The sequence below is a fragment of the Enterobacter cloacae complex sp. 385G4 genome, assembly GCF_057320665.1.
In genome coordinates this window covers 468,809-494,027 of sequence record NZ_JBXWDD010000003.1, presented here as the reverse complement: position 1 = coordinate 494,027, position 25,219 = coordinate 468,809, and the positions used below count along the sequence as shown (strand labels likewise).

Annotated in this window: 23 protein-coding genes; 3 read left to right on the top strand and 20 right to left on the bottom strand. The window is 54.2% G+C overall.

The genetic code is table 11. From position 1 onward, the window contains the following. Positions 1 to 92 precede the first annotated feature (92 nt). Positions 93 to 293 carry a YaeP family protein gene (locus AC2FAJ_RS12785; protein WP_008501889.1) on the top strand — a complete coding sequence of 67 codons (201 nt, stop codon included), beginning with the start codon at positions 93 to 95 and terminating at the stop codon, positions 291 to 293. Continuing rightward, positions 280 to 540, top strand: a complete 261-nt coding sequence (rof, locus tag AC2FAJ_RS12780) for a Rho-binding antiterminator (protein WP_028015593.1) — start codon at positions 280 to 282, stop codon at positions 538 to 540. Before AC2FAJ_RS12785 ends, rof begins: the two co-directional genes overlap by 14 nt. A gap of 28 nt (positions 541 to 568) precedes the next feature. On the opposite strand, the gene tilS is transcribed toward rof, so the two are convergent. The 20 genes from tilS to rpsB form a co-directional block, all read right to left on the bottom strand. Beyond that, positions 569 to 1,858: a tRNA lysidine(34) synthetase TilS gene (tilS, locus tag AC2FAJ_RS12775; RefSeq protein WP_045631178.1), complete on the bottom strand. Its 1,290-nt coding sequence runs from the start codon at positions 1,856 to 1,858 to the stop codon at positions 569 to 571. Between the two features lie 58 nt (positions 1,859 to 1,916). Then, complete coding sequence (locus tag AC2FAJ_RS12770) at positions 1,917 to 2,306, bottom strand: VOC family protein (protein WP_028015591.1); 390 nt, start codon at positions 2,304 to 2,306, stop codon at positions 1,917 to 1,919. Positions 2,307 to 2,371: 65 nt separating this feature from the next. Continuing rightward, positions 2,372 to 4,504 carry a lysine decarboxylase LdcC gene (locus AC2FAJ_RS12765; RefSeq protein ID WP_041911185.1) on the bottom strand — a complete coding sequence of 711 codons (2,133 nt, stop codon included), beginning with the start codon at positions 4,502 to 4,504 and terminating at the stop codon, positions 2,372 to 2,374. 100 nt (positions 4,505 to 4,604) lie between these two features. Beyond that, a complete protein-coding gene (gene accA / locus AC2FAJ_RS12760; protein ID WP_013095666.1) occupies positions 4,605 to 5,564 on the bottom strand; it encodes an acetyl-CoA carboxylase carboxyl transferase subunit alpha in 960 nt (319 codons plus the stop codon). A gap of 12 nt (positions 5,565 to 5,576) precedes the next feature. Next, on the bottom strand, positions 5,577 to 9,059 hold the full coding sequence (gene dnaE, locus AC2FAJ_RS12755) for a DNA polymerase III subunit alpha (protein WP_041911187.1): 3,483 nt from the start codon (positions 9,057 to 9,059) through the stop codon (positions 5,577 to 5,579). 38 nt (positions 9,060 to 9,097) lie between these two features. After that, complete coding sequence (gene rnhB / locus AC2FAJ_RS12750; protein ID WP_028015588.1) at positions 9,098 to 9,694, bottom strand: ribonuclease HII; 597 nt, start codon at positions 9,692 to 9,694, stop codon at positions 9,098 to 9,100. Then, positions 9,691 to 10,839, bottom strand: coding sequence for a lipid-A-disaccharide synthase (gene lpxB, locus AC2FAJ_RS12745; RefSeq protein WP_485454211.1), 1,149 nt, complete (start codon positions 10,837 to 10,839; stop codon positions 9,691 to 9,693). Before lpxB ends, rnhB begins: the two co-directional genes overlap by 4 nt. After that, the gene (lpxA, locus tag AC2FAJ_RS12740; protein ID WP_041911189.1) at positions 10,839 to 11,627 is read right to left on the bottom strand and encodes an acyl-ACP--UDP-N-acetylglucosamine O-acyltransferase; all 789 of its coding nucleotides are present in this window, start codon (positions 11,625 to 11,627) and stop codon (positions 10,839 to 10,841) included. The genes lpxB and lpxA overlap by 1 nt, the downstream gene beginning before the upstream one ends. A gap of 3 nt (positions 11,628 to 11,630) precedes the next feature. Then, the gene (gene fabZ, locus AC2FAJ_RS12735; RefSeq protein WP_010426706.1) at positions 11,631 to 12,086 is read right to left on the bottom strand and encodes a 3-hydroxyacyl-ACP dehydratase FabZ; all 456 of its coding nucleotides are present in this window, start codon (positions 12,084 to 12,086) and stop codon (positions 11,631 to 11,633) included. Positions 12,087 to 12,188: 102 nt separating this feature from the next. Then, on the bottom strand, positions 12,189 to 13,214 hold the full coding sequence (gene lpxD / locus AC2FAJ_RS12730; protein ID WP_045631179.1) for a UDP-3-O-(3-hydroxymyristoyl)glucosamine N-acyltransferase: 1,026 nt from the start codon (positions 13,212 to 13,214) through the stop codon (positions 12,189 to 12,191). A gap of 3 nt (positions 13,215 to 13,217) precedes the next feature. Next, positions 13,218 to 13,712 (bottom strand): molecular chaperone Skp, encoded by a 495-nt coding sequence (gene skp / locus AC2FAJ_RS12725; protein WP_014882635.1) that lies wholly within the window; start codon positions 13,710 to 13,712, stop codon positions 13,218 to 13,220. 122 nt (positions 13,713 to 13,834) lie between these two features. Then, positions 13,835 to 16,252: an outer membrane protein assembly factor BamA gene (gene bamA / locus AC2FAJ_RS12720; RefSeq protein WP_028015584.1), complete on the bottom strand. Its 2,418-nt coding sequence runs from the start codon at positions 16,250 to 16,252 to the stop codon at positions 13,835 to 13,837. Between the two features lie 31 nt (positions 16,253 to 16,283). Further along, entirely contained in the window at positions 16,284 to 17,636 is a 1,353-nt protein-coding gene (rseP, locus tag AC2FAJ_RS12715; RefSeq protein ID WP_041911192.1) for a sigma E protease regulator RseP, read from the bottom strand. Between the two features lie 11 nt (positions 17,637 to 17,647). After that, positions 17,648 to 18,505, bottom strand: coding sequence for a phosphatidate cytidylyltransferase (gene cdsA, locus AC2FAJ_RS12710; protein WP_045631181.1), 858 nt, complete (start codon positions 18,503 to 18,505; stop codon positions 17,648 to 17,650). A gap of 12 nt (positions 18,506 to 18,517) precedes the next feature. Further along, on the bottom strand, positions 18,518 to 19,276 hold the full coding sequence (gene ispU, locus AC2FAJ_RS12705; protein WP_028015581.1) for a (2E,6E)-farnesyl-diphosphate-specific ditrans,polycis-undecaprenyl-diphosphate synthase: 759 nt from the start codon (positions 19,274 to 19,276) through the stop codon (positions 18,518 to 18,520). A gap of 185 nt (positions 19,277 to 19,461) precedes the next feature. Next, positions 19,462 to 20,661 (bottom strand): 1-deoxy-D-xylulose-5-phosphate reductoisomerase, encoded by a 1,200-nt coding sequence (gene ispC, locus AC2FAJ_RS12700; protein ID WP_485454210.1) that lies wholly within the window; start codon positions 20,659 to 20,661, stop codon positions 19,462 to 19,464. Between the two features lie 95 nt (positions 20,662 to 20,756). Next, positions 20,757 to 21,314 (bottom strand): ribosome recycling factor, encoded by a 558-nt coding sequence (gene frr, locus AC2FAJ_RS12695; RefSeq protein ID WP_003856180.1) that lies wholly within the window; start codon positions 21,312 to 21,314, stop codon positions 20,757 to 20,759. Between the two features lie 167 nt (positions 21,315 to 21,481). After that, a complete protein-coding gene (gene pyrH, locus AC2FAJ_RS12690) occupies positions 21,482 to 22,207 on the bottom strand; it encodes a UMP kinase (protein WP_008501910.1) in 726 nt (241 codons plus the stop codon). 150 nt (positions 22,208 to 22,357) lie between these two features. Further along, positions 22,358 to 23,209 carry a translation elongation factor Ts gene (gene tsf, locus AC2FAJ_RS12685; RefSeq protein ID WP_028015579.1) on the bottom strand — a complete coding sequence of 284 codons (852 nt, stop codon included), beginning with the start codon at positions 23,207 to 23,209 and terminating at the stop codon, positions 22,358 to 22,360. Between the two features lie 117 nt (positions 23,210 to 23,326). After that, complete coding sequence (gene rpsB / locus AC2FAJ_RS12680) at positions 23,327 to 24,052, bottom strand: 30S ribosomal protein S2 (protein ID WP_003856207.1); 726 nt, start codon at positions 24,050 to 24,052, stop codon at positions 23,327 to 23,329. Positions 24,053 to 24,374: 322 nt separating this feature from the next. Between rpsB and map the strand changes: the two genes are divergently transcribed. Beyond that, entirely contained in the window at positions 24,375 to 25,169 is a 795-nt protein-coding gene (gene map / locus AC2FAJ_RS12675) for a type I methionyl aminopeptidase (protein WP_028015578.1), read from the top strand. Positions 25,170 to 25,219 lie beyond the last annotated feature (50 nt).

The following is a 25,219-nucleotide window of genomic DNA, read 5'->3' as shown; positions in this document are numbered from 1 at the left end:
ATGAGTATGGTATAGTCACCTTGCTAAACCGAGTTTATCTTCGTAGGCTTAATGATATCTCACAGTAAGTCAGTGCGCTGGCGGGAGGGGATGTGAATAATTATTGTGAGTTAATTCGCAAACGGTATGCGGAAATCGCCAGCGGAGATCTGGGGTATGTCCCGGACGCGTTGGGCTGTGTATTGAAAGTGCTTAATGAAGTGGCCTCTGATGAGAGCCTTTCAGAGTCGGTCAGGGAAAAAGCAGCGTATGCTGCGGCGAATTTACTGGTGAGCGATTATGTCGATGAATGATACTTATCAACCCATCAATTGTGATGACTATGACAACCTCGAACTCGCCTGCCAGCATCATTTAATACTGACGCTGGAGCTAAAAGATGGCGAAGTGTTGAAGGCGAAGGCCAGCGATCTGCTTTCACGCAAGAATGTGGAATACCTGGTCGTGGAAGATGCCGGTGCGACGCGCGAGCTGCGTCTGGACAAAATAGCCAGCTTCAGCCACCCGCAAATCGGCACCGTCGTGGTGAGCGAATCCTGATGACACTAACGGGCAGCCGGGCTGCCCGTTACGCTTTCCGCCACTCGAAGCTGGCCCCCTCTTCTGTCCACCCCTCTTCCGTGATGAAAACCCCTGCAGCAGCAATCAGCGTTTCACCGTAGAACAGCAGCGGCGTGGTGTCGCGTAGCCACGGCGGCACGTTGTACTCCTGCCATATCTTTTTCAGCTTCCGTCCCCCGTTGCGTCCGACGATATGCAGCAAGCCGCCAGCCTTAAAGCGCACGCTGACGGGTTCTCCGGGCTTTGGCAGACGCACATGCCCAGTCGGCATCAGAGAGACACTCCCCGCGTCACGGGGCAATATCAGCGGTGCCTCAGGTGAGGTCCAGTGAAGCACCACATCGGTCAGCGAGGGGGAGTATTTTACCCACCAGAGTTTGCCTTTATAGCGTCTGACCTCATATCCGCTGAGGTGTACGCAGGGGGAAGCATCTTCCCGCGCCTGCGCGACTTCGTCCCAGATACGGCTCAGCATTGCCCGCGACGGCATCGCAGCATGATGAGTGGCGAGCCAGCGACGTAACAGCGCGGCCCGATGCGCCGGGCTTATCGCCTCCAGAGGCGCAATTGCCAGCGCTCCGTCTTCTGAAATGAGGTCAGACAGCTCCTCGCTGAGTAACTCATCCAGCAGGCTTTCCTGTTCGGCACACAGCATGGCGCTTCTTGCCGTCGCGTCGGCGAAATGCGGCCAGCGCTCGCTTAAAAGCGGGAGGACGCGCAGACGCAGGAAGTTACGATCGTAGCTATCGTCCTGGTTGCTCTCATCTTCGATCCAGCTCAGCTGATGTTCCCGCGCCCAGGCTTCCAGCGACGCGCGTGTCTCGCCAAGCAACGGACGCAATAATTGCGTTCCGGCAAAATCAGAACGTGCCGGCATGGCGGAAAGCCCCGCGGGTCCGCTGCCACGCTTAAGCGCCAGCAAAAAAGTTTCGCACTGATCGTCCAGATGCTGCGCAGTGACCAGCGCTTCGCCGGGCAGCAATACGCCTGCAAAAGCGGTATAGCGGGCTTTACGCGCCTGCGCCTCAATACCCAATCCTTCATCAGCAAGCGTGACGCGCTCAACGATGAGCGGGATAGCCCACGCCTCACACAAGGCTTCACAGTGCGCCACCCAATCCTCTGCATGACGGCTTAGTCCGTGGTGGATATGTATAGCCCGAAGCTGGACGCCAGGGTCCCGGTCGCGCCAGAGCTTAAGGCGATGTAGCAACACGGTGGAATCCAGGCCACCGCTAAACCCCACCAGCAGCTGGCGGTACGGTGAAACGGCTTGTGCGATAGCGGGTAAGGTCATAGGAAATTACACATAAAAAATGCCCGAACTGAGCGGGCATTATCACACAGGACAAACATTACTGCTGGTAAAGCTCCAGCGGCAGGCCGTCCGGATCGTTGAAAAAGGTGAAACGCTTATCGGTAAATGGATCGACGCGAATCGCCTCGCACGTCACGCCGTGCGCTTCCAGGTGTTTTACTGCGCTATCAAGGTCATCAACGCTGAAAGCCAGATGACGCAGTCCGCAGGCTTCCGGACGGGACGGACGCGAAGGCGGGAAAGGAAAAGAGAACAGCTCAATCACATACTGCCCGTTTAGCGCGAGATCGCCCTTCCAGGAGTCACGCTCCTCGCGGTAGGCCTCGCTCATGAGCGTAAAGCCAAGAATGTCGCAGTAGAAGGCCTTACTTTTCGCATAATCGGTGGCGATGATCGCAATATGGTGAACCGCTTTTAAACCCAGCATAGCTTCTCCTTTTTATGATGCCTGAACGTTACAACCGAAAACCCACACCTGGCAAGCGGTCACCTTTATTTTAGGACTCGCACCCAGTACACGCCGTTTTCATCGCGTTTCGCGCCGTGGATATCCGTTTCAAAGCCTGGATAGTGACGTCCTACCGAACAGAGCATCAGCAGAAAATCGAGCACCGCCCGGCTCTCCTCGGTGATCATCTCACCCGGCATCAGCAGCGGCACGCCCGGCGGATACGGCAGGATCATGTTGGCCGATACCCGCCCGACCAGATTTTCCAGCTCAACGGTTTCGACTTCGCCTTTCACCTGCCGCTGCCAGGCTTTGTGCGGCGTCAGCTTCATGTCAGGCAGGACGTCAAACGCCTGGAGCATCAGGCGCGGCAGATCGTGCTGGCGGATCAGCCGGTGGATCCCCTGGGCCAGATCCTGAATGCGCATGTTGCGGTAAAAGTCAGGATCTTCCGCGTAGAGATCCGGCAGCATGTTCTTCACCCGCAGGTTGAGATCATAGGCGCGCTTGAACTCCATCAGCCCGCGGAGCAAACCCATCGCCCGTGTTTTATCGATCCCGATGCTGAACAGGAACAGCAGATTGTAAGGACCGGTTTTTTCCACCACCACACCGCGCTCGTCAAGGAACTTCGCTACCAGTGCAGCAGGGATCCCCTCCTCGCCCATCACGCCCTGTTCGTCCATGCCCGGCGTCAGGATCGTCACCTTCACGGGATCGAGAAACATGTGGTCTGCATCGGCATCCCGGAAGCCGTGCCAGCTCTCTCCCGGCGCGACGGGCCAGCACTCCGCCTCGTCGATCTCTTCCGGCTGCCAGATATCGAAGAACCAGCCGTCGGCCTCATCCTTCAGCCGCTGGACCTCTTTACGGAAATGCAGCGCCCGTTCCACCGAGCGGTTAATCAGGCGTTTACCCGGATTGCCGCGCAGCATCGCCGCCGCCGTCTCGATAGAGGCCACCAGCGGATAGCTCGGTGAGGTGGTGGTGTGCATCATAAAGGCTTCGTTAAACGTATCCTCATCGTACTCGCCTTTAATATGGATTAACGAAGCCTGCGAAAACGCGGCCAGCATTTTGTGCGTCGACTGCGTTTCGAAAAAGACCTTGCCCGGCACGCGCTCGCCGCTCATGCCGCTTTTACCCGCGTAAATCGGGTGGAAATTGGTGTACGGCACCCACGCGGAATCGAAGTGGATCGACGGCACGTCCAAAGTCTTTTTGATCCAGTTCGTGTTATACAGCAGACCGTCATAAGTGGAGTTGGTGATTACCGCATGGACAGGCCAGCTTGCGTCGGGGATCGCCGCAACCTTACTTTCGATGGCCTGGTGCGTGAACTCCCGGCGCGGAATGCCGCCGAGGATACCGAGCGCGTTACGCGTGGGTGACAGCCAGATCGGGACGACGTCGCTCATCATCAGCAGGTGCGCCAACGATTTATGGCAGTTACGGTCAATCAGCAACGTGCTTCCGGTTGGCGCGGCGTACATCCCGACGATTTTGTTCGAGGTCGAGGTGCCATTGGTCACCATATAGCTCTGCTCGGCGCCAAAGGTGCGGGCGATATACTCTTCGGCTTCCAGATGCGGGCCGGTGTGATCCAGCAGAGAACCCAGTTCTGTCACTGAAATCGACACGTCTGCTTTCAGGGTGTTGCCGCCGAAGAAATCATAGAACAGGCACCCCACCGGGCTTTTTTGATAGGCCGTTCCGGCCATGTGTCCCGGCGTACAGAAGGTGTATTTCCCCTCTTTCACATAGGTGAACAGCGCGCGCGTAAACGGCGGCGTGATGTTATCCAGGTATTCACCGGTGTACTGCTGAATGCGGGTCGCAATGTCCTCGGCCACGCCGAGCGAGTATTCGAAGAACCACAGCGCCATGCGCATATCGTGCGCGCTGACGTCCATGGTCGAGTGTGTGTTGATAAAGGCGTAGAGCGGAAGGTATTCATTCAGCCTGTTGATCTCGCTGCACAGCTCCATGTCGTATTCGTCCCAGTCGAATATCACGCCACAGATGCGCGGATTATGTTCGATGAATTTCAGCAGATCGGCGCTGTTTTGCGGCCAGATCAGCTGATAACCGCGTGCTTTAAGAGCTTGCTCCAGCTCCTTGATGGGCTCGTCTTTATAAAAGACGCCGTGTGGCCCCATGATGGCGATGATGTTCATGGTTTACCTCCTTGAAAAACATCAGATAAGCATAGTTAAGGTAAACGGCAGGTATAAAAAAAGCCGCAACAATGTGCGGCTTTTCAGATAATTGTGAAGCTTACGCGTAACCGTAGGTCATCAGACGCTGGTAACGACGGTTGAGCAGGTCTTCTTTGCTCAGGACGTCCAGATCGGCCAGGTCGGCCAGCAGCTGTGCTTTCAGGGAAGCAGCCATCACTTCCGGCTTACGATGCGCGCCGCCCAGAGGCTCCGGGATAACGGTGTCGATCAGCTTCAGCTCTTTCAGACGCGGCGCAATGATGCCCATCGCTTCCGCGGCCAGCGGCGCTTTGTCGGCGCTTTTCCACAGAATGGACGCACAGCCTTCCGGGGAGATAACGGAATAGGTGCTGTACTGCAGCATATTCACTTTATCGCCCACGCCAATCGCCAGCGCGCCGCCGGAACCACCCTCACCGATAACGGTACAGATGACCGGAACCTTCAGGCGAGACATCTCGCGCAGGTTGCGTGCGATAGCTTCAGACTGGCCGCGCTCTTCCGCGCCTACGCCTGGGTATGCACCCGGCGTGTCGATGAAGGTGATGATTGGCATATTGAAACGCTCAGCCATCTCCATCAGACGCAGGGCCTTACGGTAGCCTTCTGGTGCTGGCATACCGAAGTTACGACGGATCTTCTCTTTGGTTTCACGGCCTTTCTGGTGACCAATGATCATCACCGGACGTCCATCCAGACGCGCGATACCGCCGACGATAGCTTTATCGTCAGCGTATGCGCGGTCGCCTGCCAGTTCGTCAAATTCGTCAAACGCCAGGCGGACATAATCCAGGGTGTACGGACGCTGTGGATGACGCGCCAGCTGCGCGATCTGCCATGCGCCGAGATCGGCAAAGATTTTGCGCGTCAGCTCTACGCTTTTTTCGCGCAGACGATGCACTTCTTCGTCGATGTTAATATCCAGTTTTTCATCCTGACGGCTTACCGCTGTCAGAGAATCGATTTTCGCTTCCAGCTCAGCAATCGGCTGTTCGAAATCAAGGAAATTCAGACTCATAGTATTCCTGTATTAGTCAAACTCCAGTTCCACCTGCTCCGAACCAATGAGGCCACGGAGATCGTTCAGTAAACGATCGCTCGGAGAGACACGCCACGTTGCACCAAAGCGCAACCGCGCACGTGCATCCGCCCTCTGATAGTAGAGATGTACTGGAATGGTCCCCGAGCGGTGGGGTTCCAGAGACTGACGGAGTCGGTTTAAAAGCTGGTCATCAATTTGCCTGTCCGTCAGCGAGATAGCAAGCCCGCGAGCATATTTTTCCCGGGCTTCGTCAATGTCCATCACTTCGCGGGCGGTCATTTTAAGCCCCCCGCTGAAGTCATCAAAGCTGACCTGTCCGCTGACGATAAGTATGCGGTCTTTTTCCAGCAATTGCTGGTATTTATCCAGCGCGTCGGTGAACAACATCACCTCCAGACGCCCGGAACGGTCATCCAGGGTACAGATGCCGATACGATTGCCGCGCTTGGTGACCATTACCCTTGCAGCAATCACGAGCCCCGCAGCCGTGGTGATTTTACCACGTTCTGTCGGATGCATGTCTTTAAGCCTGTGGCCGCCGACATAGCGCTCAATTTCTTTAAGATACTGGTTGATCGGGTGCCCCGTCAGGTACAGACCTAACGTTTCCCGCTCTCCATCCAGCACCACCTGTTCTGGCCACGGCTGGCAGTTGGAATAGGACTGCTCGATCTGCTCTGGCTCTTCCGCCAGCACGCCGAACATATCCGCCTGGCCAATGGCTTCCGCTTTTGCATGCTGATCGGCCGCCTTCAACGCATCGCCGAGCGAGTTCATCAGCGCGGCACGGTGTGGCCCCAGCCTGTCAAACGCGCCGGACATGATCAGTTTTTCCAGCACGCGGCGGTTCAGTTTTTTGGTATCGGTACGGGCGCACAGATCGAACAGCTCACGGAAGTAGCCGCCGTTATTACGCGCTTCGATGATCGCCTCGATCGGCCCCTCACCCACGCCTTTGATCGCGCCGATCCCGTAGACGATCTCCCCGTCATCGTTAACGTGGAAATGGTACAGACCCGAGTTAATATCCGGCGGCAGGATCTTCAGCCCCATGCGCCAGCACTCGTCCACCAGGCCAACCACCTTCTCAGTGTTGTCCATATCGGCGGTCATTACCGCCGCCATAAACTCAGCGGGATAGTGGGCCTTGAGCCACAGCGTTTGATACGAAACCAAAGCATAGGCGGCGGAGTGAGATTTGTTAAATCCGTACCCGGCGAATTTCTCCACCAGGTCGAAGATTTTCATCGCCAGTTCGCCATCGACGCCGTTTTTCTTCGCCCCATCTTCAAAGATGGAGCGCTGCTTGGCCATCTCTTCCGGCTTTTTCTTACCCATCGCACGACGCAGCATGTCCGCGCCGCCAAGGGTATAGCCGGAAAGCACCTGGGCGATCTGCATGACCTGTTCCTGATACAGGATGATGCCGTAGGTCGGCTCCAGCACCGGTTTCAGGCTTTCATGCTGCCACTGTACGTCCGGGTAGGAAATCTCTTCGCGCCCGTGTTTACGGTCGATAAAGTTATCCACCATCCCTGACTGCAGCGGGCCCGGACGGAACAGGGCCACCAGTGCGATCATATCTTCGAAGCAGTCGGGCTGCAGGCGTTTAATCAGATCTTTCATGCCGCGGGATTCAAGCTGGAAGACGGCTGTTGTCTCCGAGCGCTGCAGCATGTCGAAACTTTTCTTGTCATCCAGCGGGATGGCCGCGATATCCAGCGGCGGCTCGCCGTTCTTCTCGCGGCGGGCGTTGATCATCTCCAGCGCCCAGTTGATGATAGTCAGCGTGCGCAGGCCGAGGAAGTCGAACTTCACCAGCCCGGCGTATTCCACGTCGTTTTTATCGAACTGGGTGACCGGGTGCTGGCCCGCTTCGTCGCAGTAGAGCGGCGCAAAGTCGGTGATTTTGGTCGGGGCGATAACCACGCCCCCCGCATGCTTACCGGCGTTACGCGTCACGCCTTCCAGCTTGCGCGCCATGTCGATCAGCGCTTTTACCTCTTCATCAGCTTCGTAGATTTCCGGCAGCTGAGGTTCAGCTTCAAAGGCTTTTGCCAGCGTCATGCCCGGATCGGGCGGCACCAGCTTTGAAATACGATCGACAAAACCGTACGGATGACCCAGCACGCGGCCCACGTCGCGGATAACCGCTTTCGCCGCCATGGTACCGAAGGTAATGATCTGCGAAACCGCGTCACGACCGTACATATCGGCCACGTGCTCAATCACCTGGTCGCGTTTTTCCATGCAGAAGTCGACGTCGAAGTCGGGCATGGAGACACGTTCCGGGTTAAGGAAACGTTCGAACAGCAGGTCAAACTCCAGCGGATCGAGGTCGGTAATTTTCAGCGCATACGCCACCAGTGAGCCCGCACCCGAGCCACGGCCCGGACCTACCGGCACGCCGTTATCCTTCGACCACTGGATAAACTCCATTACAATGAGGAAGTAGCCCGGGAAGCCCATCTGGTTAATCACCTGGAGTTCAATATCCAGGCGTTCGTCATACTCCGGACGACGTTTTTTACGCTCTTCTTCATCCGGGAACAGGAATTCGAGACGCTCTTCCAGACCTTCTTTCGATTTCATGACCAGGAAATCTTCCGTGGTCATGTCCCCGGTCGGGAACTGCGGCAGGAAGTATTCGCCGAGGCGCACGGTCACGTTACAGCGCTTGGCAATCTCTACGCTGTTTTCCAGCGCTTCCGGAATGTCGGAGAAGAGCTCGCACATCTCCTCTTCGCTGCGCATATACTGCTGCGATGAGTAGTTCCGCGGACGCTTTGGATCGTCGAGAGTGAAGCCATCGTGGATAGCGACGCGAATTTCATGCGCATCAAAATCGCCGGACTCCAGGAAACGCACGTCATTCGTTGCCACCACGGGCAAGCCGCGCTCTTCTGCCAGCGCGACAGCAGCGTGCAGATAGTTCTCTTCATCCTGGCGGCCGGTGCGAATCAGCTCCAGATAGTAACGATTCGGGAAGTACTCTTCATAGAACGAGACGCACTGATCCACCAGCGCGCTGTTACCGCGCAGCAGGGATTTACCGACATCGCCCATGCGGCCGCCGGAGATCAGCAGCAGCCCTTCGTTCAGCTCAGCCAGCCATTCCCTGTCAATCCACGGACCCAGCGCCCCATAACCGCGCTGATAGGCTTTTGAGATAAGCAGAGTGAGGTTTTGGTAACCCGTATTGTTCATAGCCAACACGGAGATTTGCGTCAGTTCATCGCCGATGAGATCGCTCTGCACATGGAAATCCGCACCGACGATAGGCTTCATCCCCGCGCCATGCGCCGTCCCGTAGAACTTAACCAGGCCGCACAGGTTGGTAAAATCGGTGATCGCCAGCGCAGGCATGCCAAGCGAGGCCGCCTTTTTTACCAGCGGCCCGGTCTTTGCCAGCCCATCGATCATGGAGTAGTCGCTATGCACCCGCAGGTGTACGAAACGTGGTTCAGCCATCTTCAGATCCCGCGTTACTTAATTGCTTGCGTCTTGATTCAGGACACCAGTCCCAGCGCGCGCTTCACCGGGCCAAAGCTGCGCCGATGATGTTCAGTTGCGCCATGTTCAGCCAGCTTTTCCAGATGGAAAGCCGTTGGATATCCCTTATGCTGGGCGAAACCATATGCGGGATAAGTGAGGTCCAGCGCGGCCATTTCGGCGTCGCGCGTCACTTTGGCAATAATAGACGCTGCACTGATCTCTGCGACGCGGCTGTCGCCTTTAACGACGGCCATCGAAGGCATCGGCAGCGCCGGGCAACGGTTACCGTCGATCAGCACATATTCAGGCACAACCTTCAGGCCAGCAACGGCTCGCTGCATTGCCAGCATCGTGGCGTGCAGAATATTCAGATCGTCGATTTCATTCGGCTCTGCGCGCCCGACGCTCCACGCCAGCGCCTTCTCTTTAATTTCATCGAACAGCGCCAGGCGGCGTTTCTCACTGAGTTTTTTTGAGTCGTTCAGACCCATAATCGGGCGCGTTGGATCGAGAATCACCGCCGCGGTCACCACGGCACCGACCAACGGGCCGCGCCCGACTTCATCCACTCCGGCAACGAGGTGCGTGTGGGGATAAGTAAATTCCATCATTTTGCTAACTCCAGCACTGCATCAGCCGCCTGCTCATCAGCATTACAGCGGATCTGCTGATGCATTTCACGGAAAGTATCGTGCATCTGGTGGCTGGTCTTGCCGTTGGCCAGCAGCGGCAGCAGGGCATCCGCAAGCGCCTGCGGCTGGCACTCATCCTGCAACAGCTCTTTCACCAGCTCGCGCCCGGCAAGCAGGTTTGGCAGGGAGACATAATCCGTTTTCACCAGACGTTTTGCCAGCCAGAAGGTAAACGGCTTCATGCGATAACCGACCACCATCGGGCATTTCGCCAGCATACACTCCAGCGCTGCCGTGCCGGAAGCCAGCAGTGCGGCATCGCTTGCATACATGGCTTCCCGCCCTTTCCCGTCGAGAAGACGAACGTGAAGATCCGGGGCAACGTCGGCTTTGATACGCTCGAACTGCTCGCGGCGTTTAGCATTCACCAGCGGCACAACCACTTCAAGATCGGGCCAGGTCTGGCGAAGAATCTGCGCGGTCTTCAGGAAATCAGCGCTCAGCATCTCGACCTCTGCGCCACGGCTGCCCGGCAGCAACGCCAGACAGTGCACATCATGCGGGATACCCAGCACGTCTCGCGCCGCGTTTTTATCCGGATCCAGCGGCATCGCATCCGCCATGGTATGACCGATAAAACGGCACGGAACATTAAATCTGTCGTAAAACGCTTTTTCGAAAGGCAGGAAAGCCAGCACCAGATTGGTGGACCGTCCGATTTTGAAAACGCGTTTCTGTCGCCACGCCCAGACGGACGGACTGACATAGTGAATGGTTTTGATGCCCTGCTTTTTCAGATTACCTTCGAGGGTAATGTTGAAATCAGGTGCATCGATACCGACAAACACATCGGGTTTGAGTTCGGTAAAGCGGCGGGTGAGATCGGCACGAATATGCAGCAGGCGTCGCAGGCGCCCCAGCACCTCGACGATGCCCATCACGGCCAGCTCTTCCATTTCATACCAGGCTTCACAGCCTTCGGCCTGCATCAGCGGGCCAGCCACGCCAACAAAGCGAGCATTGGGTACGCGCGCCTTAAGCGCCCGGATGAGACCTGCACCAAGAATATCGCCGGAGGTTTCTCCGGCGACCAGGGCTATCGTAAGCGGACGACTGTCGACCATTAACGAATCAGACCCCTCGTGGAACGGTCAAAGAATTCCATGAACGCGTTCACTTCAGGATGCTTATTCGCCAGCTCGGCAATTTCCGGCTTCGCCTCTTCCAGCGTTTTACCGCTACGGTACAGCAGTTTGTACGCGTTGCGGATAGCAGTAATCGCTTCGCGGCTAAAGCCACGACGCTTGAGGCCTTCGATGTTCACGCCAAACGGCGTGGCATGGTTGCCCTGCGCAATCACATACGGCGGGACGTCCTGCGCCACACCGGAGCATCCGCCGACCATCACGTGTGCACCAATGATGCAGAACTGATGGACTGCGGTCATGCCGCCAATAATTGCGAAGTCATCAACCGATACGTGTCCTGCCAGCGTTGCGTTGTTGGCAAGAATACAGCGATCGCCCACGGCACAGTCGTGCGCAATGTGCGCATTCACCATGAACAGGTTGTCGCTGCCCACCTTCGTCAACCCACCACCCTGCACTGTTCCACGATGGATGGTGACGCTTTCGCGAATACGGTTACGATCGCCAATTTCCAGACGGGTCGACTCACCAGCATATTTCAGATCCTGGTTAACTTCGCCGATGGAAGCGAACTGATAGATCTCGTTATTGCAGCCAATGGTCGTGTGACCATTCACGACAACGTGAGATTTCAGTACTGTACCCTCACCAATTTCGACATGGGGTCCAACAATACAAAACGGGCCAATGTGGACGTTTGCGCCAATAATGGCACCGGTTTCCACAATAGCGGTAGGATGAATAAAGGCGGATTTATCAATCACGTATCAGGACTCCCGGCTACGAGCACACATCATCGTCGCTTCGCAAACAACTTTGCCGTCAACCAGCGCTACGCCTTTGAAGCGAGTCAGGCCACGACGCGTTTTTTCAAAAGTGACTTCCATGATCATCTGATCACCAGGCACGACAGGACGCTTGAAGCGCGCTTCATCAATACCTGCGAAGTAATACAGTTCACCCGGCTCCAGCTTACCGACGCTTTTAAACGCCAGAATACCGGTAGCCTGAGCCATCGCTTCCAGAATCAACACACCCGGGAAGATAGGCTTACCCGGGAAGTGTCCCTGGAAGAACGGCTCGTTCACGGAAACATTTTTCACTGCGCGCAGAAAACGACCTTCTTCAAAATCCAGCACACGGTCTACCAGCAAAAACGGGTAGCGGTGCGGCAGAAGTTCTAAAATCTCTTCAATATGCAGAGTATGAGTGTCAGTAGTCAAAATACTCTTCCTGTCAAAATGTACTGATAACAATAATAACACGGCCTGCCGGTTTATTAGAAAGCCGACAGGCCGGGAAAGATAACGTTAAACGGGTGACGTTTAGTCTTGTTGATCGATCTTACGCTCAAGAGACTTGAGTCGCTTGTTCATATCATCAATGTTCATCACCAGAGCTGCTGTTTTACGCCATACCTTGTTGGGTTGCAGCGGAATACCGGAGGAATAGACGCCAGGTTCAGTGATAGGACGCATTACCATGCCCATGCCCGTCACCGTCACCTTGTCGCATATTTCCATATGGCCATTAATCACGCTCGCGCCGCCAATCATGCAGTAACGACCAATTTTCAGGCTGCCCGCCATGATGACGCCCCCCGCAACCGCGGTATTGTCGCCAATCACAACGTTATGCGCAATCTGGCACTGGTTATCGATGATAACACCATTGCCAATAATCGTGTCGTCGAGTGCACCACGATCGATCGTGGTACAGGCTCCGATCTCCACGCGATCGCCAATAATAACGCGACCAAGCTGCGGGATCTTAACCCAGTTACCGCGATCGTTCGCGTAACCAAAGCCATCAGAACCAATCACGGTACTGGACTGGACGAGGCAATTTTCGCCGATTTCAACTTCATGATAAACGGACACATTGGCCCATAAACGGGTGCCAGCGCCGATTTTCGTATTTTTCCCAACGAAGCATCCAGGGCCAATGACGACGTTATCGCCCAGCTCAACGCCAGATTCAATAACCGCATTCGCGCCAACGGCCACGTTGTTACCCAGCTTAGCCGTCGGATCAATCGCTGCACTGGCAGCAATGTTCTGCGCCGGCTGCGGCGTGGTATCAAGAATTTGAGCCATGCGTGCATACGTCAGGTAGGGATTTTTCACTACCAGCGCGCTTCCAGTGGCAAAAGGAAGATCGTCCTGCGTCAGAACAACAGCTGACGCCTGGCATTGAGCCAGTTGTTCACGGTACTTAGGGCTTACCATGAAGGTAATCGTGCCAGCTTTAGCAGATTGCATGGACGCAACAGCGGTGATGACGATATCGCCATCACCGTGTAATTCTGCATCCAACTGCTGAGCTAAATCAGCCAGTCGAATTGAAGGCATTACTTATTTAACCTGTTTCAGAACATCAGCGGTGATGTCTTTAACATCGCTGCTGTTGAAAGCAACGGCGTTCGCATCAACAACCAGATCGATGCTCTGATCGGCAGCAACTGCTTTAACAGCAGTCTGAATGCGAGTCACCAGCTTGCCACGCTCTTCGTTAGAACGACGCTGACGATCCTGCTCGAAAGCCTGCGCTTTCTGGGAGAAGGTCTGGCGCTGAGCCATAACGTCTTTTTCCAGTTTGCTGCGATCGCTTGCTTTCATGGTAGAACCATCACGCTGCAGACGCTGCATTTTGGACTGAAGATCGCCTTCCATACGCTGCAGTTCGCTCGCACGGCCTTTGAATTCGTTTTCCAGAGTCGCAGAAACACCTGTTTTCTGAGCGACCTGCTGGAACAAATTACCCATGTTGACGATTGCGATTTTGTCTGCTGCCTGAGCAGAAGTTGCCATCGCTAAACCGAGACCTGCAGCTAATAACCACTTTTTCACAATTAACTCCTTACCATCCCATTGGCACCAGAAGGTACCGTTCTTTGCGTGGCAAGGCGACCGTTTTACCGATCGCCGGTTGTCAGCGCTACACTGCCAACGCATTCCATTGCAGCGGATTATTACCAGGTTTTACCAATGTTAAACTGGAATTGCTCCGCTTTGTCTCCATCGTATTTCTTAAACGGCTGGGCGTAGGAGAAGACCAACGGCCCCAGCGGTGACATCCATTGTAATGCGATACCGGCAGACATGCGAATATTGCCCGGATCGCTATAGTCTGGAACGCCAGCCGCGCGCATCTGGGCAGTATTCTCCCAGTTGGTATCCCACACCGTACCCGCATCCCAGAAGAAGGACGTACGTACGGAGTTCGCGTATTTATCACTGATAAATGGCGTTGGGGTGATGAACTCCAGGCTGGCCACGGCCATGGCGTTACCGCCTACCGCATCATCAGAGCTACATACTTGTTTTGGATCACGGCTTGCGCAGTTATCTTCATCATTACCGCCGTAATAAACCGCTTTCGGACCAATGTTGTTAGACTGGAAGCCACGCACGGTGCTTGAACCACCCGCGTAGAAGTTCTCATAGAACGGCAACTCTTTACTGCCGATACCGTCACCATAGCCCCAACGGGTACGACCCAGCACCACCCACTTGTGATCGTCATCAATCGGGAAGTAGGACGCGGTATCCAGCGTCACCTTGTAGAACTCGTTATCGGAACCAGGAATGGTCACCTTACCGTTCAGGTTGACGCGAGAGCCTTCCGTTGGGAAGAAACCGCGATCAAGACGGTTGTAGGTCCAGCCATAGTTGAAGGTGAAGTCATCTGCAGCAAAACCGTTGTCATCGCTGGAGGTACTCGCCGACTGGCCGATGGAATCCAGATAACGCCACATCGCCACCTGCGGCTGCATGTTGGACAGGTCGTTATGCACGTAACCTAAGCCCGCTCGCAGGGTGTTGTATTCGTTAACCGGGAAGCCAAGCGTTCCGTCCACACCGTAACTTTTGTTGGTGTAGGAAGACAGATCTGCATCATCCGCTTTAAAGTCGTTATAGAAGATACGACCGCCCAGGCTCACACCGTCAACGGTGAAGTATGGGTTGGTAACGGAGAACTCAGAGTAGGTCTGGTAGTCGTTTTTGGTACCGTTAATACCAACAGAGTAACCCGTACCCAGCCAGTTATCCTGCTGGACGCCTACCTGGAAACTCACGCCGCTTTCCGTGCCGTAGCCCACGCCGAAGTTAAAGCTACCGGTGTTACGCTCTTTCACTTTATAAACGACATCAACCTGATCCGGGCTGCCCGGTACACGCTGAGTTTCAGTATCTACGGTTTCAAAATAGCCCAGACGGTTCAGACGCTCTTTACCCTGGTCGACCAGGTCGCTGCCCAGCCACGCCCCTTCCATCTGACGCATTTCACGACGCAGAACGGAGTCTTTAGAGGTGTCATTACCGACGAAGCGGATCTTACGCACGTAGAAACGGTTACCCGCATCAACGTTAACGTGCAGCTTAACGGTTTTATCCGCATCGTTGATTTCCGGCTGGGTTTGTACGCGCGGATAGGCATAACCATAGCGGCCGAGCAGCTTCTTAATGCTGTCTTCCATTTTGGTGACTTTGGATCCGCTGTACAGATCGCCCGGCTGAATTTTGGTCAGCGATTCGATCTCAGCAGAATGCCCCGCCAGGTTACCACTCACTTCAACACCAGAAAGCTTGTACTGATCGCCTTCAGTGATGTTAACCGTAATGTAGATACCTTTCTTGTCCGGAGTCAGACTGACCTGAGTCGAGTCGATGTTGAAACGGGCATAACCGCGATCCAGATAGTAGCTGCGCAGGGTTTCAAGGTCGCCCGCCAGCTTCTGTTTCTGGTATTTACGATCGCCAACCACGTTCCACCACGGCACTTCATCGCGCAGCTGGAAGGTCGAGATCAGTTCGTCGGTGCTGAACGCGTGGTTACCCACGATGTTGATCTGCTGGATCTTCGCAGAAACACCTTCCTGGAAGACCAGCTTCAGGTCAACACGGTTACGCGGGAGCGGAGTGACAACCGCTTTCACGCTGGCGCTGTATTTACCGACGCTGTAGTAGAAGTCTTCCAGACCTTTTTCAATGTCTGAAAGGGTTGTGCGGTCCAGAGATTCACCCACACGAACACCCGATGCTTCAAGGTTTTGCTTGAGCATGTCATCTTTCACCGACTTGTTGCCGGAGAAAGTGATACTGGCGATCGTTGGACGTTCTTTTACCTGTACCAGCAGCGTATCACCATCGCGCAGGACGCGGACGTCCTCGAAGTTGCCGGTGGCAAACAGAGCACGGATGGTGTTACTGATATCTTCATCATTAACCGTATCGCCGGGGCGCACAGGCATACTGAGGAGGGCCGCACCAACGGCGACACGCTGAAGGCCTTCGAAATGAATATCTTTCACTACGAACCCGTCAGCACCGTATACGGTGGCGCTGCTAAACAGCAGCGACGCTATGAGCAACTTTTTCATCGCCATCGTTATTATGCGTTCTTCCTAACTAACTCTCTTACAACCGAGAGAAATCATTGAAAAGTGCAAGCCCCATTAACAGCACCAGCAAAATCGAGCCAATGCGATAACTAAAGTCTTGAACTCGCTCGGATACCGGCCCGCCTTTTAGCTTTTCAATCGCTAAAAACAGCAGATGACCCCCGTCTAAAACGGGAAGCGGGAACAGGTTGATAATCCCAAGGTTCACGCTAATAAGCGCGAGGAACATGAGATAGTAAATCACCCCGAACTCCGCTGACATCCCAGCCCCCTGAGCAATCGAGATTGGCCCACTGAGGTTGTTCAGTTTCACATCACCGGTTATCAATTTCCCCAACATGTTGACCGTCAGCTTCATCAGTTGCCATGTTTTATCCGTGGCTTCAAGAATGGCGCTGAACGGCCCATACTGGCGTATAGTCTTGTACTCATCTGGCAGCGGGATCACTTTTGGCACAACGCCTGCAAACCCTTCTGCCTTTTTGCCGACCGACTTCGTATCCGGGATCAGCGTCAGCGAAAGCGGACTGCCTTGCCTTTCAACTTCCAGCGCGAGGGACGTCCCCGGATTATCGCGCACCAGAGTAACAAAGGTCATCCACTCTGTTAATGGTTGACCATCGACTTTAACGATCCTGTCGCCAGCTTGCAAACCCGCTTTGCTCGCCGCAGAATTTGCCTGTACTTCGGCTAATACCGGCTCAATCTGCGCGCCGCGGGGACGAATGCCCAGCGCAGCGACGGGATCCTCTTTGTCTGGCTCGAAACGCCAGTGGCGTAAATCCAGTACTTTGTCCTGACGCGCGTCTGACCCAAATGGCGAAACGCTGATAGTTGTCTGCGGATCGCCAATTTTGGCTACCAGCTGCAGTCGCACGGCATCCCAATCAGGGGTTTCGATGCCATCAATCGCTTTAAGTTCCATCCCGGAGGTAATTTGCGCACTCGCCGCGATGGAGTCAGGGGCAATATCCCCCACTACCGGACGCACGCCAGGGACGCCGATGATAAACACCAGCCAGTAAGCGAAAATCGCAAAGATGAAGTTGGCTACCGGTCCGGCAGCGATGATGGCGGCGCGTTGTCCAACGGTTTTGTTGTTAAACGCACTGTGTCGCAGTTCGGGAGCGACAGGCTCAACACGTTCGTCGAGCATTTTGACGTAGCCGCCAAGCGGGATAAGGGCGATGACAAATTCCGTGCCGTGACGGTCGGTGCGCGTCCAGAGTGATTTGCCAAAACCAATGGAGAATCGCTCTACCCGCACACCACAACGGCGAGCAACCCAGAAATGGCCAAATTCATGCACGGTAATCAGTACACCCAGTGCAACAATGAACGCCGCCAGATTCCAGAGAATGCTCAGCATAAAACCTTCCGTTAAATCGTCCCGAATACCAGTAAAAGCAGGCAAGCAAATACTGGAACAGCCGCTGTCAGGCTGTCAATGCGATCCAGTATACCGCCATGCCCTGGAATAAGATGTCCGCTGTCCTTAATCCCTGCTTCACGCTTAAACATACTTTCGGTTAAATCACCGAGCACTGAGGCAAGTGCAGCAAAAATCGAGCACACCAGCAGTATTGACGGTGCCACGGCCAGATCTGCCCAGACGCCATAGCCCCAGGAGATGATCGCTGCCGTAAACAAGCCGCCGATGAAGCCTTGCCAGGTTTTCCCCGGCGAAACTTTTGGTGCCAGCTTATGTTTGCCAAACAGTTTACCAAACATATAGGCCCCGGAGTCAGCCCCCCAGACGAGAATCATCACGTAAAGCAGCCAGATCGCACCGCTGTAGTGGTTTTCGTCATAATGCCAGGCGCGCAGCGCGACCATGCCCCAGAAAAACGGAACAATGGTGAGCAAACCAAAAATCAGTCGCAGCACTTTTGAATGACGCCAGATTGCGGCCGAACCTGGATAAAAAAGCACCAGTAATAGCGCAACAACCCACCAGGCCAACGACATCCACAAGGAGCCGGCAACCAGCGGTTGATGAATATCATGGTGATATTCAGGCAACATAAACAGCATTATGGCCAGGATAAAGCCACAGAGTACCGCAAGCCATACTCGCTGGCTGCGCGAGGTAAAGCCGCTAAACTGTCCCCATTCCCACGCGGCAAGCATGCACACTACCAGCGTGACAATGGCGAATCCCACCGGGGGCAGCAAAAACAGCGCCGCAATGACAATGGGTATTAAAACAAAAGCGGAAATCAGGCGATACTTCAGCAAAAGCTACCCCCATCAGGCTTTGTCGCCACCTGGCTCGGTGCCGCCGAAACGACGCTCTCGATTGGCAAAGGCATGCAGCGCACCTTCAAAGTCTTGTTCATCAAAATCGGGCCAGAGAACATCTGTAAAGTAAAGTTCAGCATAGGCAATTTGCCATATCAGAAAGTTACTTATGCGATGTTCCCCCCCTGTCCTAATTACCAAATCCACAGGTGCCAGTTCATTCATGCAGATTTGCTTGCTCAGCGCCTCTTCATCAATCTGGTCGGGTCTCAACAGCCCTTCCTGAACCTGTTCGGCCAGATGCCGAACGCCCTGGATAATATCCCAGCGTCCACCGTAATTCGCCGCAACGTTGAGCGTCAGACCGGTATTATTTTCCGTCAGCGCTTCTGCTTTACGAATCCGCTCCTGCAAACGTGAGTTAAAACGACTGGTATCGCCAATGATGCGCAGGCGAACGTTGTGGCGGTGCAGGCTTTTTACTTCGCTGTCTAGCGCCCACACGAACAATTCCATCAACGCAGTCACTTCCTGCGGAGGTCGATTCCAGTTTTCACTGCTAAAAGCATAGAGCGTTAACGCATCAATGCCGTTATTGGCGGCAAAAGAGACGGCGCGGCGAACAGATTTCGCTCCCGCTTTATGCCCAAAGGCTCGTATTTTCCCTTGTCTTTTCGCCCAGCGCCCGTTGCCATCCATAATGATTGCTACATGACGGCAGCCATGAGCTGGCAAGTTTTCGCTTATTGGTTGATTCGCAGACAACATAACGCGTTTTTTGTCCCTGAAAGGATTTAACGGTACTCAGGAATACTTATGCCTGTACATAAAAAAGCCGTGTCAAACCACGGCTTACCTGACCACATAAAGTCAAATTCCTGCGATCAGGTGGCGCAGACTATATCACTGAAGCCCAACGCTAACAAATAGCACGACCACTAGTGCTTGCTTTATCACCAGCTTGCGAGACGTGTCACCTGTTTACGCGCAATATCACGAGCAGCTGTATCCACCGCCAGTACCTCTTCCACGCTTTGTGGCTCACGCAAATCCATCATTTCCAGTACCGATAAATTTAAGGACGCGATATCGGTAAAACGGATCTGCTGATTCAGAAATGCGTCAACGGTAATTTCATTGGCTGCATTCAGTGCCGTCGTCGCCGCCTGCCCCTGGTCAAAGGCGTTCATTGCAAGCTTCAGACAAGGATAACGATCGTAGTCTGGTTCACTGAACGTCAGAGAACTGAGCTTACAGAAATCAAGCGGCTTCACGCCGGATTTCACCCGGTTCGGCCATGCCATTGAATGGGCAATAGGCGTACGCATATCCGGCTCGCCGAGCTGTGCCAGCACGCTGCCATCCTGATAGCGCACCATCGAGTGAATCACCGACTGCGGGTGGATCAGTACTTCCATCTGTTTCGCCGACGCATTAAACAGCCAGCGCGCTTCAATGTATTCCAGACCTTTGTTCATCATGGTGGCAGAATCCACGGAGATTTTACGCCCCATTGACCAGTTCGGATGACGGCACGCCTGATCTGGCGTCATTGCGCGCAGTTCAGAGAGTGGCGTTTCACGGAACGGGCCACCAGACCCGGTAAGCAGAATCGACACAACGCCATTCTGCTCCAGGTCAGCGTACCCCAGGTTCTGTTGAAAAGGTTGCGGTAAACTCTGAAAAATGGCGTTATGCTCGCTGTCGACCGGTAAAAGACGCGCCCCGCGCTGTTTTACCGCGTCCATGAACAGACGTCCGCAGGTCACCAGCGACTCTTTATTGGCGAGCAAAACATCTTTACCGGCATCGATCGCAGCAAGTGTCGGCAGCAGACCGGCTGCGCCGACAATGGCCGCCATAACCTGGTCAACCTCATCCAGCGCCGTCATCTCGCAGGCCGCCTGCTGGCCACTCAGCACCTCGGTTCGGCTGCCCTTCTCACGCAGTTGGGCTTTTAGCAGGCGTGCGCTCTCTTCGTTATCCATCACCGCATAGCGGGGCATAAACTCCAGGCACTGCTCGACCATACGCTGCACATTCTTACCGGCCACCAGCGCTGTCACGGTGTAAAGTTCAGGATTATGGCGGACGACGTCGAGAGTACTGCAACCGATGGAGCCGGTTGAGCCGAGGAGTGTTAAATGCTTCATGAGATGCCCGAAAAAAGTTAGACCAGATAAAAGCAAAACGCCGCCAGCAAGACCCGAAGTCCCTCTGAACGGCGTTTATCAGTGTACGACAGAAATCAGAACTGCATCAGTTCCGCTTCTTTTTCTGCCAGCGCCGCATCAATTTTCTTGATGGCAGCGTCAGTCATTTTCTGAATGTCGTCCTGAGAACGACGATCGTCATCTTCGCTGATCTCTTTTTCTTTCAGCAGTGCTTTCACTTTATCGTTCGCATCGCGACGCACGTTACGCACGGAAACACGACCCTGCTCAGCTTCACCGCGAACCACTTTGATGAGATCTTTACGACGCTCTTCCGTCAGCGGAGGCAGCGGAACGCGGATGTCAGCACCCGCTGAGCTTGGATTCAGCCCCAGGTCAGAAGCCATGATCGCTTTCTCAACGGCCGGGCTCATAGAGCGATCGAAGACGTTGATTTTCAGCGTACGGGTATCTTCAACCGTCACGCTCGCGAGCTGACGCAGAGGGGTTGGCGTACCGTAGTATTCTACGATGATGCCATCCAGCAGGCTTGGGGAAGCACGGCCAGTACGGATTTTGCTGATTTGGTTTTTGAACGCTTCTACGCATTTGTCCATGCGTACTTCAGCATCTTTTCTGATGTCGTTAATCACGTTACGAATCCTTGAAAACTTGTCTCAGGCAGACTATCCGCCAGCACAGCGCTACAGGTGTGCTAAGTATAGTCGCGTTTAATTCATGACAACGCCAAAGGCGCGTCCAGGTAAGATACCACTACAAAGTAAAGCGGAATCTTACCTGTATTTATCGTCGACGGAAATTATTCCGTGATCAAAGTGCCTTCTTTTTCGCCCATGACCACGCGACGCAGTGCGCCAGGCTTGTTCATGTTGAAGACACGGATCGGCAGTTTGTGGTCGCGAGCCAGCGTGAAGGCGGCAAGATCCATCACTTTCAGCTCTTTATCCAGCACTTCGCTGTAGCTCAGCTGATCGTACATGGTCGCAGAAGGATCTTTTGCCGGGTCGGCAGTAAACACGCCGTCTACTTTGGTCGCTTTCAGCACCACGTCGGCTTCAATTTCGATACCGCGCAGGCAGGCAGCGGAATCGGTGGTAAAGAACGGGTTACCCGTACCGGCGGAGAGGATCACCACGCGGTTGTTGCGCAGCAGGCTGATGGCCTCTGCCCAGCTGTAATTATCGCATACGCCATTCAGGGGAATCGCGGACATCAGGCGGGCATTCACGTAGGCGCGATGGAGCGCATCACGCATTGCCAGGCCATTCATCACGGTTGCCAGCATACCCATGTGGTCGCCCACAACGCGGTTCATCCCCGCTTTCGCCAGACCAGCACCACGGAAAAGGTTGCCACCGCCAATGACCACGCCAACCTGGATACCCAGTTCGACCAGTTCTTTGATTTCCTGTGCCATGCGATCAAGGATGCTTGCGTCAATACCGAAGCCTTCCGATCCCTGCAGCGCTTCGCCACTCAGCTTAAGCAGAATGCGTTTGTACACGGGTTTTGCATTGGTAGCCATGTTTCTTTCCTGAGACTGTCAACGATTAAGATGGGAGTTAATTCTGGCGACATAATATGCCGCAAATCAGCACGGCGATACTGGAGCCTGTCTGATTTCCTGTGACGGGTGACAAAAAGAAGCCGCCCTCAGGCGGCTCCTTTTCAATCATTAAGACTGCTTGGACATTGCAGCAACTTCTGCTGCGAAGTCAGTCTCAACTTTCTCGATGCCTTCGCCCACTTCGAAGCGGATGAAGCCAGTTACGTCAGCGTTGTGCTCTTTCAGCAGCTGAGCAACAGACTTGCTTGGATCCATAACGAAAGGCTGGCCAGTCAGAGAAACTTCGCCGGTGAATTTCTTCATGCGGCCTTCAACCATTTTCTCTGCGATTTCTTTTGGCTTACCAGACTGCATCGCGATGTCCAGCTGAACCTGGTACTCTTTTTCTACCACTTCAGCAGACACGTCTTCTGGCTTAACGAATTCTGGTTTGCTTGCAGCGATGTGCATAGCCAGCTGTTTAACCAGCTCTTCGTCAGCGCCTTTAGCCGCAACCAGAACACCGATACGTGCGCCGTGCTGGTAAGAACCCAGTACTTCGCCTTCCAGGGAAGATACGCGACGGATGTTGATGTTCTCACCGATTTTAGCAACCAGCGCAACACGTTCTTCTTCGAACTGTGCTTTCAGAACTTCAACGTCAGTGATTTTGCCAGCAACAGCTGCGTCCAGAACTTTGTTCGCAAATGCCTGGAAACCGCCATCTTTAGCAACGAAGTCAGTCTGGCAGTTAACTTCCAGAATGATGCCGTAGGTGCCGTCGATTTTAGTGATGATCACGCCGTCAGCAGCAACGTTGCCTGCTTTCTTAGCTGCTTTGATCGCACCGGATTTACGCATGTTTTCGATTGCCAGCTCGATGTCGCCGTTCGCTTCAGTCAGCGCTTTTTTGCAATCCATCATGCCTGCGCCAGTACGCTCGCGCAGCTCTTTTACCAGGGATGCGGTAATTTCAGCCATTCTTAAATCCTCGGGAGATGTGAACTGCCCGGCCGGAGGCCAAACAGTGTAAATTGAAAAAAGGGGCCGATAATGGGCCCCTATTCATACACGGTACTAATAAGGGGTAAAACCTTATTATTCAGCTTCTACGAAGCTTTCTTCCGCCTGAGAAGCCAGATCCTGGGAACGGCCTTCACGAACGGTAGCAGCTACAGCGCTCAGGTACAGGCTAACAGCACGGATTGCGTCGTCGTTACCCGGGATAACGAAGTCAACACCGTCCGGATCGGAGTTGGTATCAACGATAGCGAATACCGGGATACCCAGGTTGTTAGCTTCTTTGATAGCGATGTGCTCGTGGTCTGCATCGATTACGAACAGCGCGTCTGGCAGGCCGCCCATATCTTTGATACCGCCCAGGCTGTTTTCCAGCTTGTCCAGTTCACGAGTGCGCATCAGCGCTTCTTTCTTAGTCAGCTTGTCGAAAGTACCGTCCTGAGACTGGGTTTCCAGATCTTTCAGGCGCTTGATGGACTGACGAACAGTTTTCCAGTTGGTCAGCATGCCGCCCAACCAGCGATGGTTCACGAAGAACTGGTCGCAGCTGTTAGCAGCATCTTTCACAGCTTCGCTTGCAGCGCGCTTAGTACCAACGAACAGAATCTTACCTTTACGGGAAGAGATCTTGTTCAGCTCAGCCAGGGCTTCGTTGAACATTGGTACAGTTTTCTCAAGGTTGATGATGTGAACTTTGTTACGCGCGCCGAAGATGAAAGGCTTCATTTTCGGGTTCCAGTAACGGGTCTGGTGACCAAAGTGAACACCAGCCTTGAGCATGTCGCGCATGGAAACAGTTGCCATGTTTTAAAACCTCTATATTGAAAGTTGGGGTTATGCCTCCACGTATCCCATATTACCGACCCCGAAGGGCACCCCGGAATATGTGCCGATACGTGTGTGTTGTTACACAAAGTGAGATTTGTCGCTTCCGTCCAGCCTGTGTATCTGAGATGGATCGGAAGTCCGGCGCGCTTTATACCACAAAACACGACCAGAAACCAACAGTTGTTGGCGGAGTGTGCTGTTAATGATTCTCAATTTGGCACGGGGCGTGCCTGACTGATACCATTGACGACACTTAGACTAGTATTGTCGAAAAAATCGACACCGATGGACAGATTACATGGCTATCTCTATTAAGACACCTGAAGAAATTGAAAAGATGCGCGTCGCCGGTCGTCTGGCCGCGGAAGTGCTGGAAATGATCGAGCCGTTCGTGAAGCCGGGCGTCAGCACCGGCGAACTGGATCGCATCTGTAATGACTATATTGTTAACGAGCAGCACGCGGTTTCCGCCTGTCTCGGCTACCACGGTTTCCCGAAATCCGTCTGCATCTCTATTAATGAAGTGGTTTGCCACGGTATTCCGGACGACGAAAAACTGCTTAAAGATGGCGATATCGTCAATATCGACGTGACCGTCATTAAAGACGAGTACCACGGTGACACCTCGAAGATGTTCATCGTTGGCAAACCAACGATTCTGGGCGAGCGTCTGTGCAAAGTGACGCAAGAGAGCCTGTACCTGGCGCTAAAAATGGTTAAGCCGGGCATCCGCCTGCGCACCCTCGGTGCCGCAATTCAGAAATTCGTGGAAGCGGAAGGTTTCTCCGTGGTGCGCGAATACTGCGGTCACGGCATTGGCCGCGTCTTCCATGAAGAGCCGCAGGTTCTGCACTATGATGCCGATGACGGCGGCGTGGTGCTGCAAAAAGGGATGACCTTCACCATCGAACCGATGGTCAACGCCGGTGACTACCGCATCCGCACTATGAAAGACGGCTGGACGGTGAAAACCAAAGACAGAAGCTTGTCTGCCCAGTACGAGCATACTATTGTGGTAACGGACAACGGCTGCGAAATTATGACGTTGCGCAAGGATGACACCATCCCGGCGATACTGACGAACATTGAGTGATAAGAAGCCGGCAAATGCCGGCTTTTTTAATGGCGATAGCTTTTTCTTAT

What these genes read in the sequence shown, in the direction of transcription:
- rof (WP_028015593.1), top strand. Translation starts at nt 280, where the DNA reads ATGTCGATGAATGATACTTATCAACCCATCAATTGTGATGACTATGAC.
- tilS (WP_045631178.1), bottom strand. Translation starts at nt 1,858, where the DNA reads ATGACCTTACCCGCTATCGCACAAGCCGTTTCACCGTACCGCCAGCTG.
- AC2FAJ_RS12770 (WP_028015591.1), bottom strand. Translation starts at nt 2,306, where the DNA reads ATGCTGGGTTTAAAAGCGGTTCACCATATTGCGATCATCGCCACCGAT.
- AC2FAJ_RS12765 (WP_041911185.1), bottom strand. Translation starts at nt 4,504, where the DNA reads ATGAACATCATCGCCATCATGGGGCCACACGGCGTCTTTTATAAAGAC.
- accA (WP_013095666.1), bottom strand. Translation starts at nt 5,564, where the DNA reads ATGAGTCTGAATTTCCTTGATTTCGAACAGCCGATTGCTGAGCTGGAA.
- dnaE (WP_041911187.1), bottom strand. Translation starts at nt 9,059, where the DNA reads ATGGCTGAACCACGTTTCGTACACCTGCGGGTGCATAGCGACTACTCC.
- rnhB (WP_028015588.1), bottom strand. Translation starts at nt 9,694, where the DNA reads ATGATGGAATTTACTTATCCCCACACGCACCTCGTTGCCGGAGTGGAT.
- lpxB (WP_485454211.1), bottom strand. Translation starts at nt 10,839, where the DNA reads ATGGTCGACAGTCGTCCGCTTACGATAGCCCTGGTCGCCGGAGAAACC.
- lpxD (WP_045631179.1), bottom strand. Translation starts at nt 13,214, where the DNA reads ATGCCTTCAATTCGACTGGCTGATTTAGCTCAGCAGTTGGATGCAGAA.
- bamA (WP_028015584.1), bottom strand. Translation starts at nt 16,252, where the DNA reads ATGGCGATGAAAAAGTTGCTCATAGCGTCGCTGCTGTTTAGCAGCGCC.
- rseP (WP_041911192.1), bottom strand. Translation starts at nt 17,636, where the DNA reads ATGCTGAGCATTCTCTGGAATCTGGCGGCGTTCATTGTTGCACTGGGT.
- ispU (WP_028015581.1), bottom strand. Translation starts at nt 19,276, where the DNA reads ATGTTGTCTGCGAATCAACCAATAAGCGAAAACTTGCCAGCTCATGGC.
- ispC (WP_485454210.1), bottom strand. Translation starts at nt 20,661, where the DNA reads ATGAAGCATTTAACACTCCTCGGCTCAACCGGCTCCATCGGTTGCAGT.
- pyrH (WP_008501910.1), bottom strand. Translation starts at nt 22,207, where the DNA reads ATGGCTACCAATGCAAAACCCGTGTACAAACGCATTCTGCTTAAGCTG.
- tsf (WP_028015579.1), bottom strand. Translation starts at nt 23,209, where the DNA reads ATGGCTGAAATTACCGCATCCCTGGTAAAAGAGCTGCGCGAGCGTACT.
- rpsB (WP_003856207.1), bottom strand. Translation starts at nt 24,052, where the DNA reads ATGGCAACTGTTTCCATGCGCGACATGCTCAAGGCTGGTGTTCACTTT.
- map (WP_028015578.1), top strand. Translation starts at nt 24,375, where the DNA reads ATGGCTATCTCTATTAAGACACCTGAAGAAATTGAAAAGATGCGCGTC.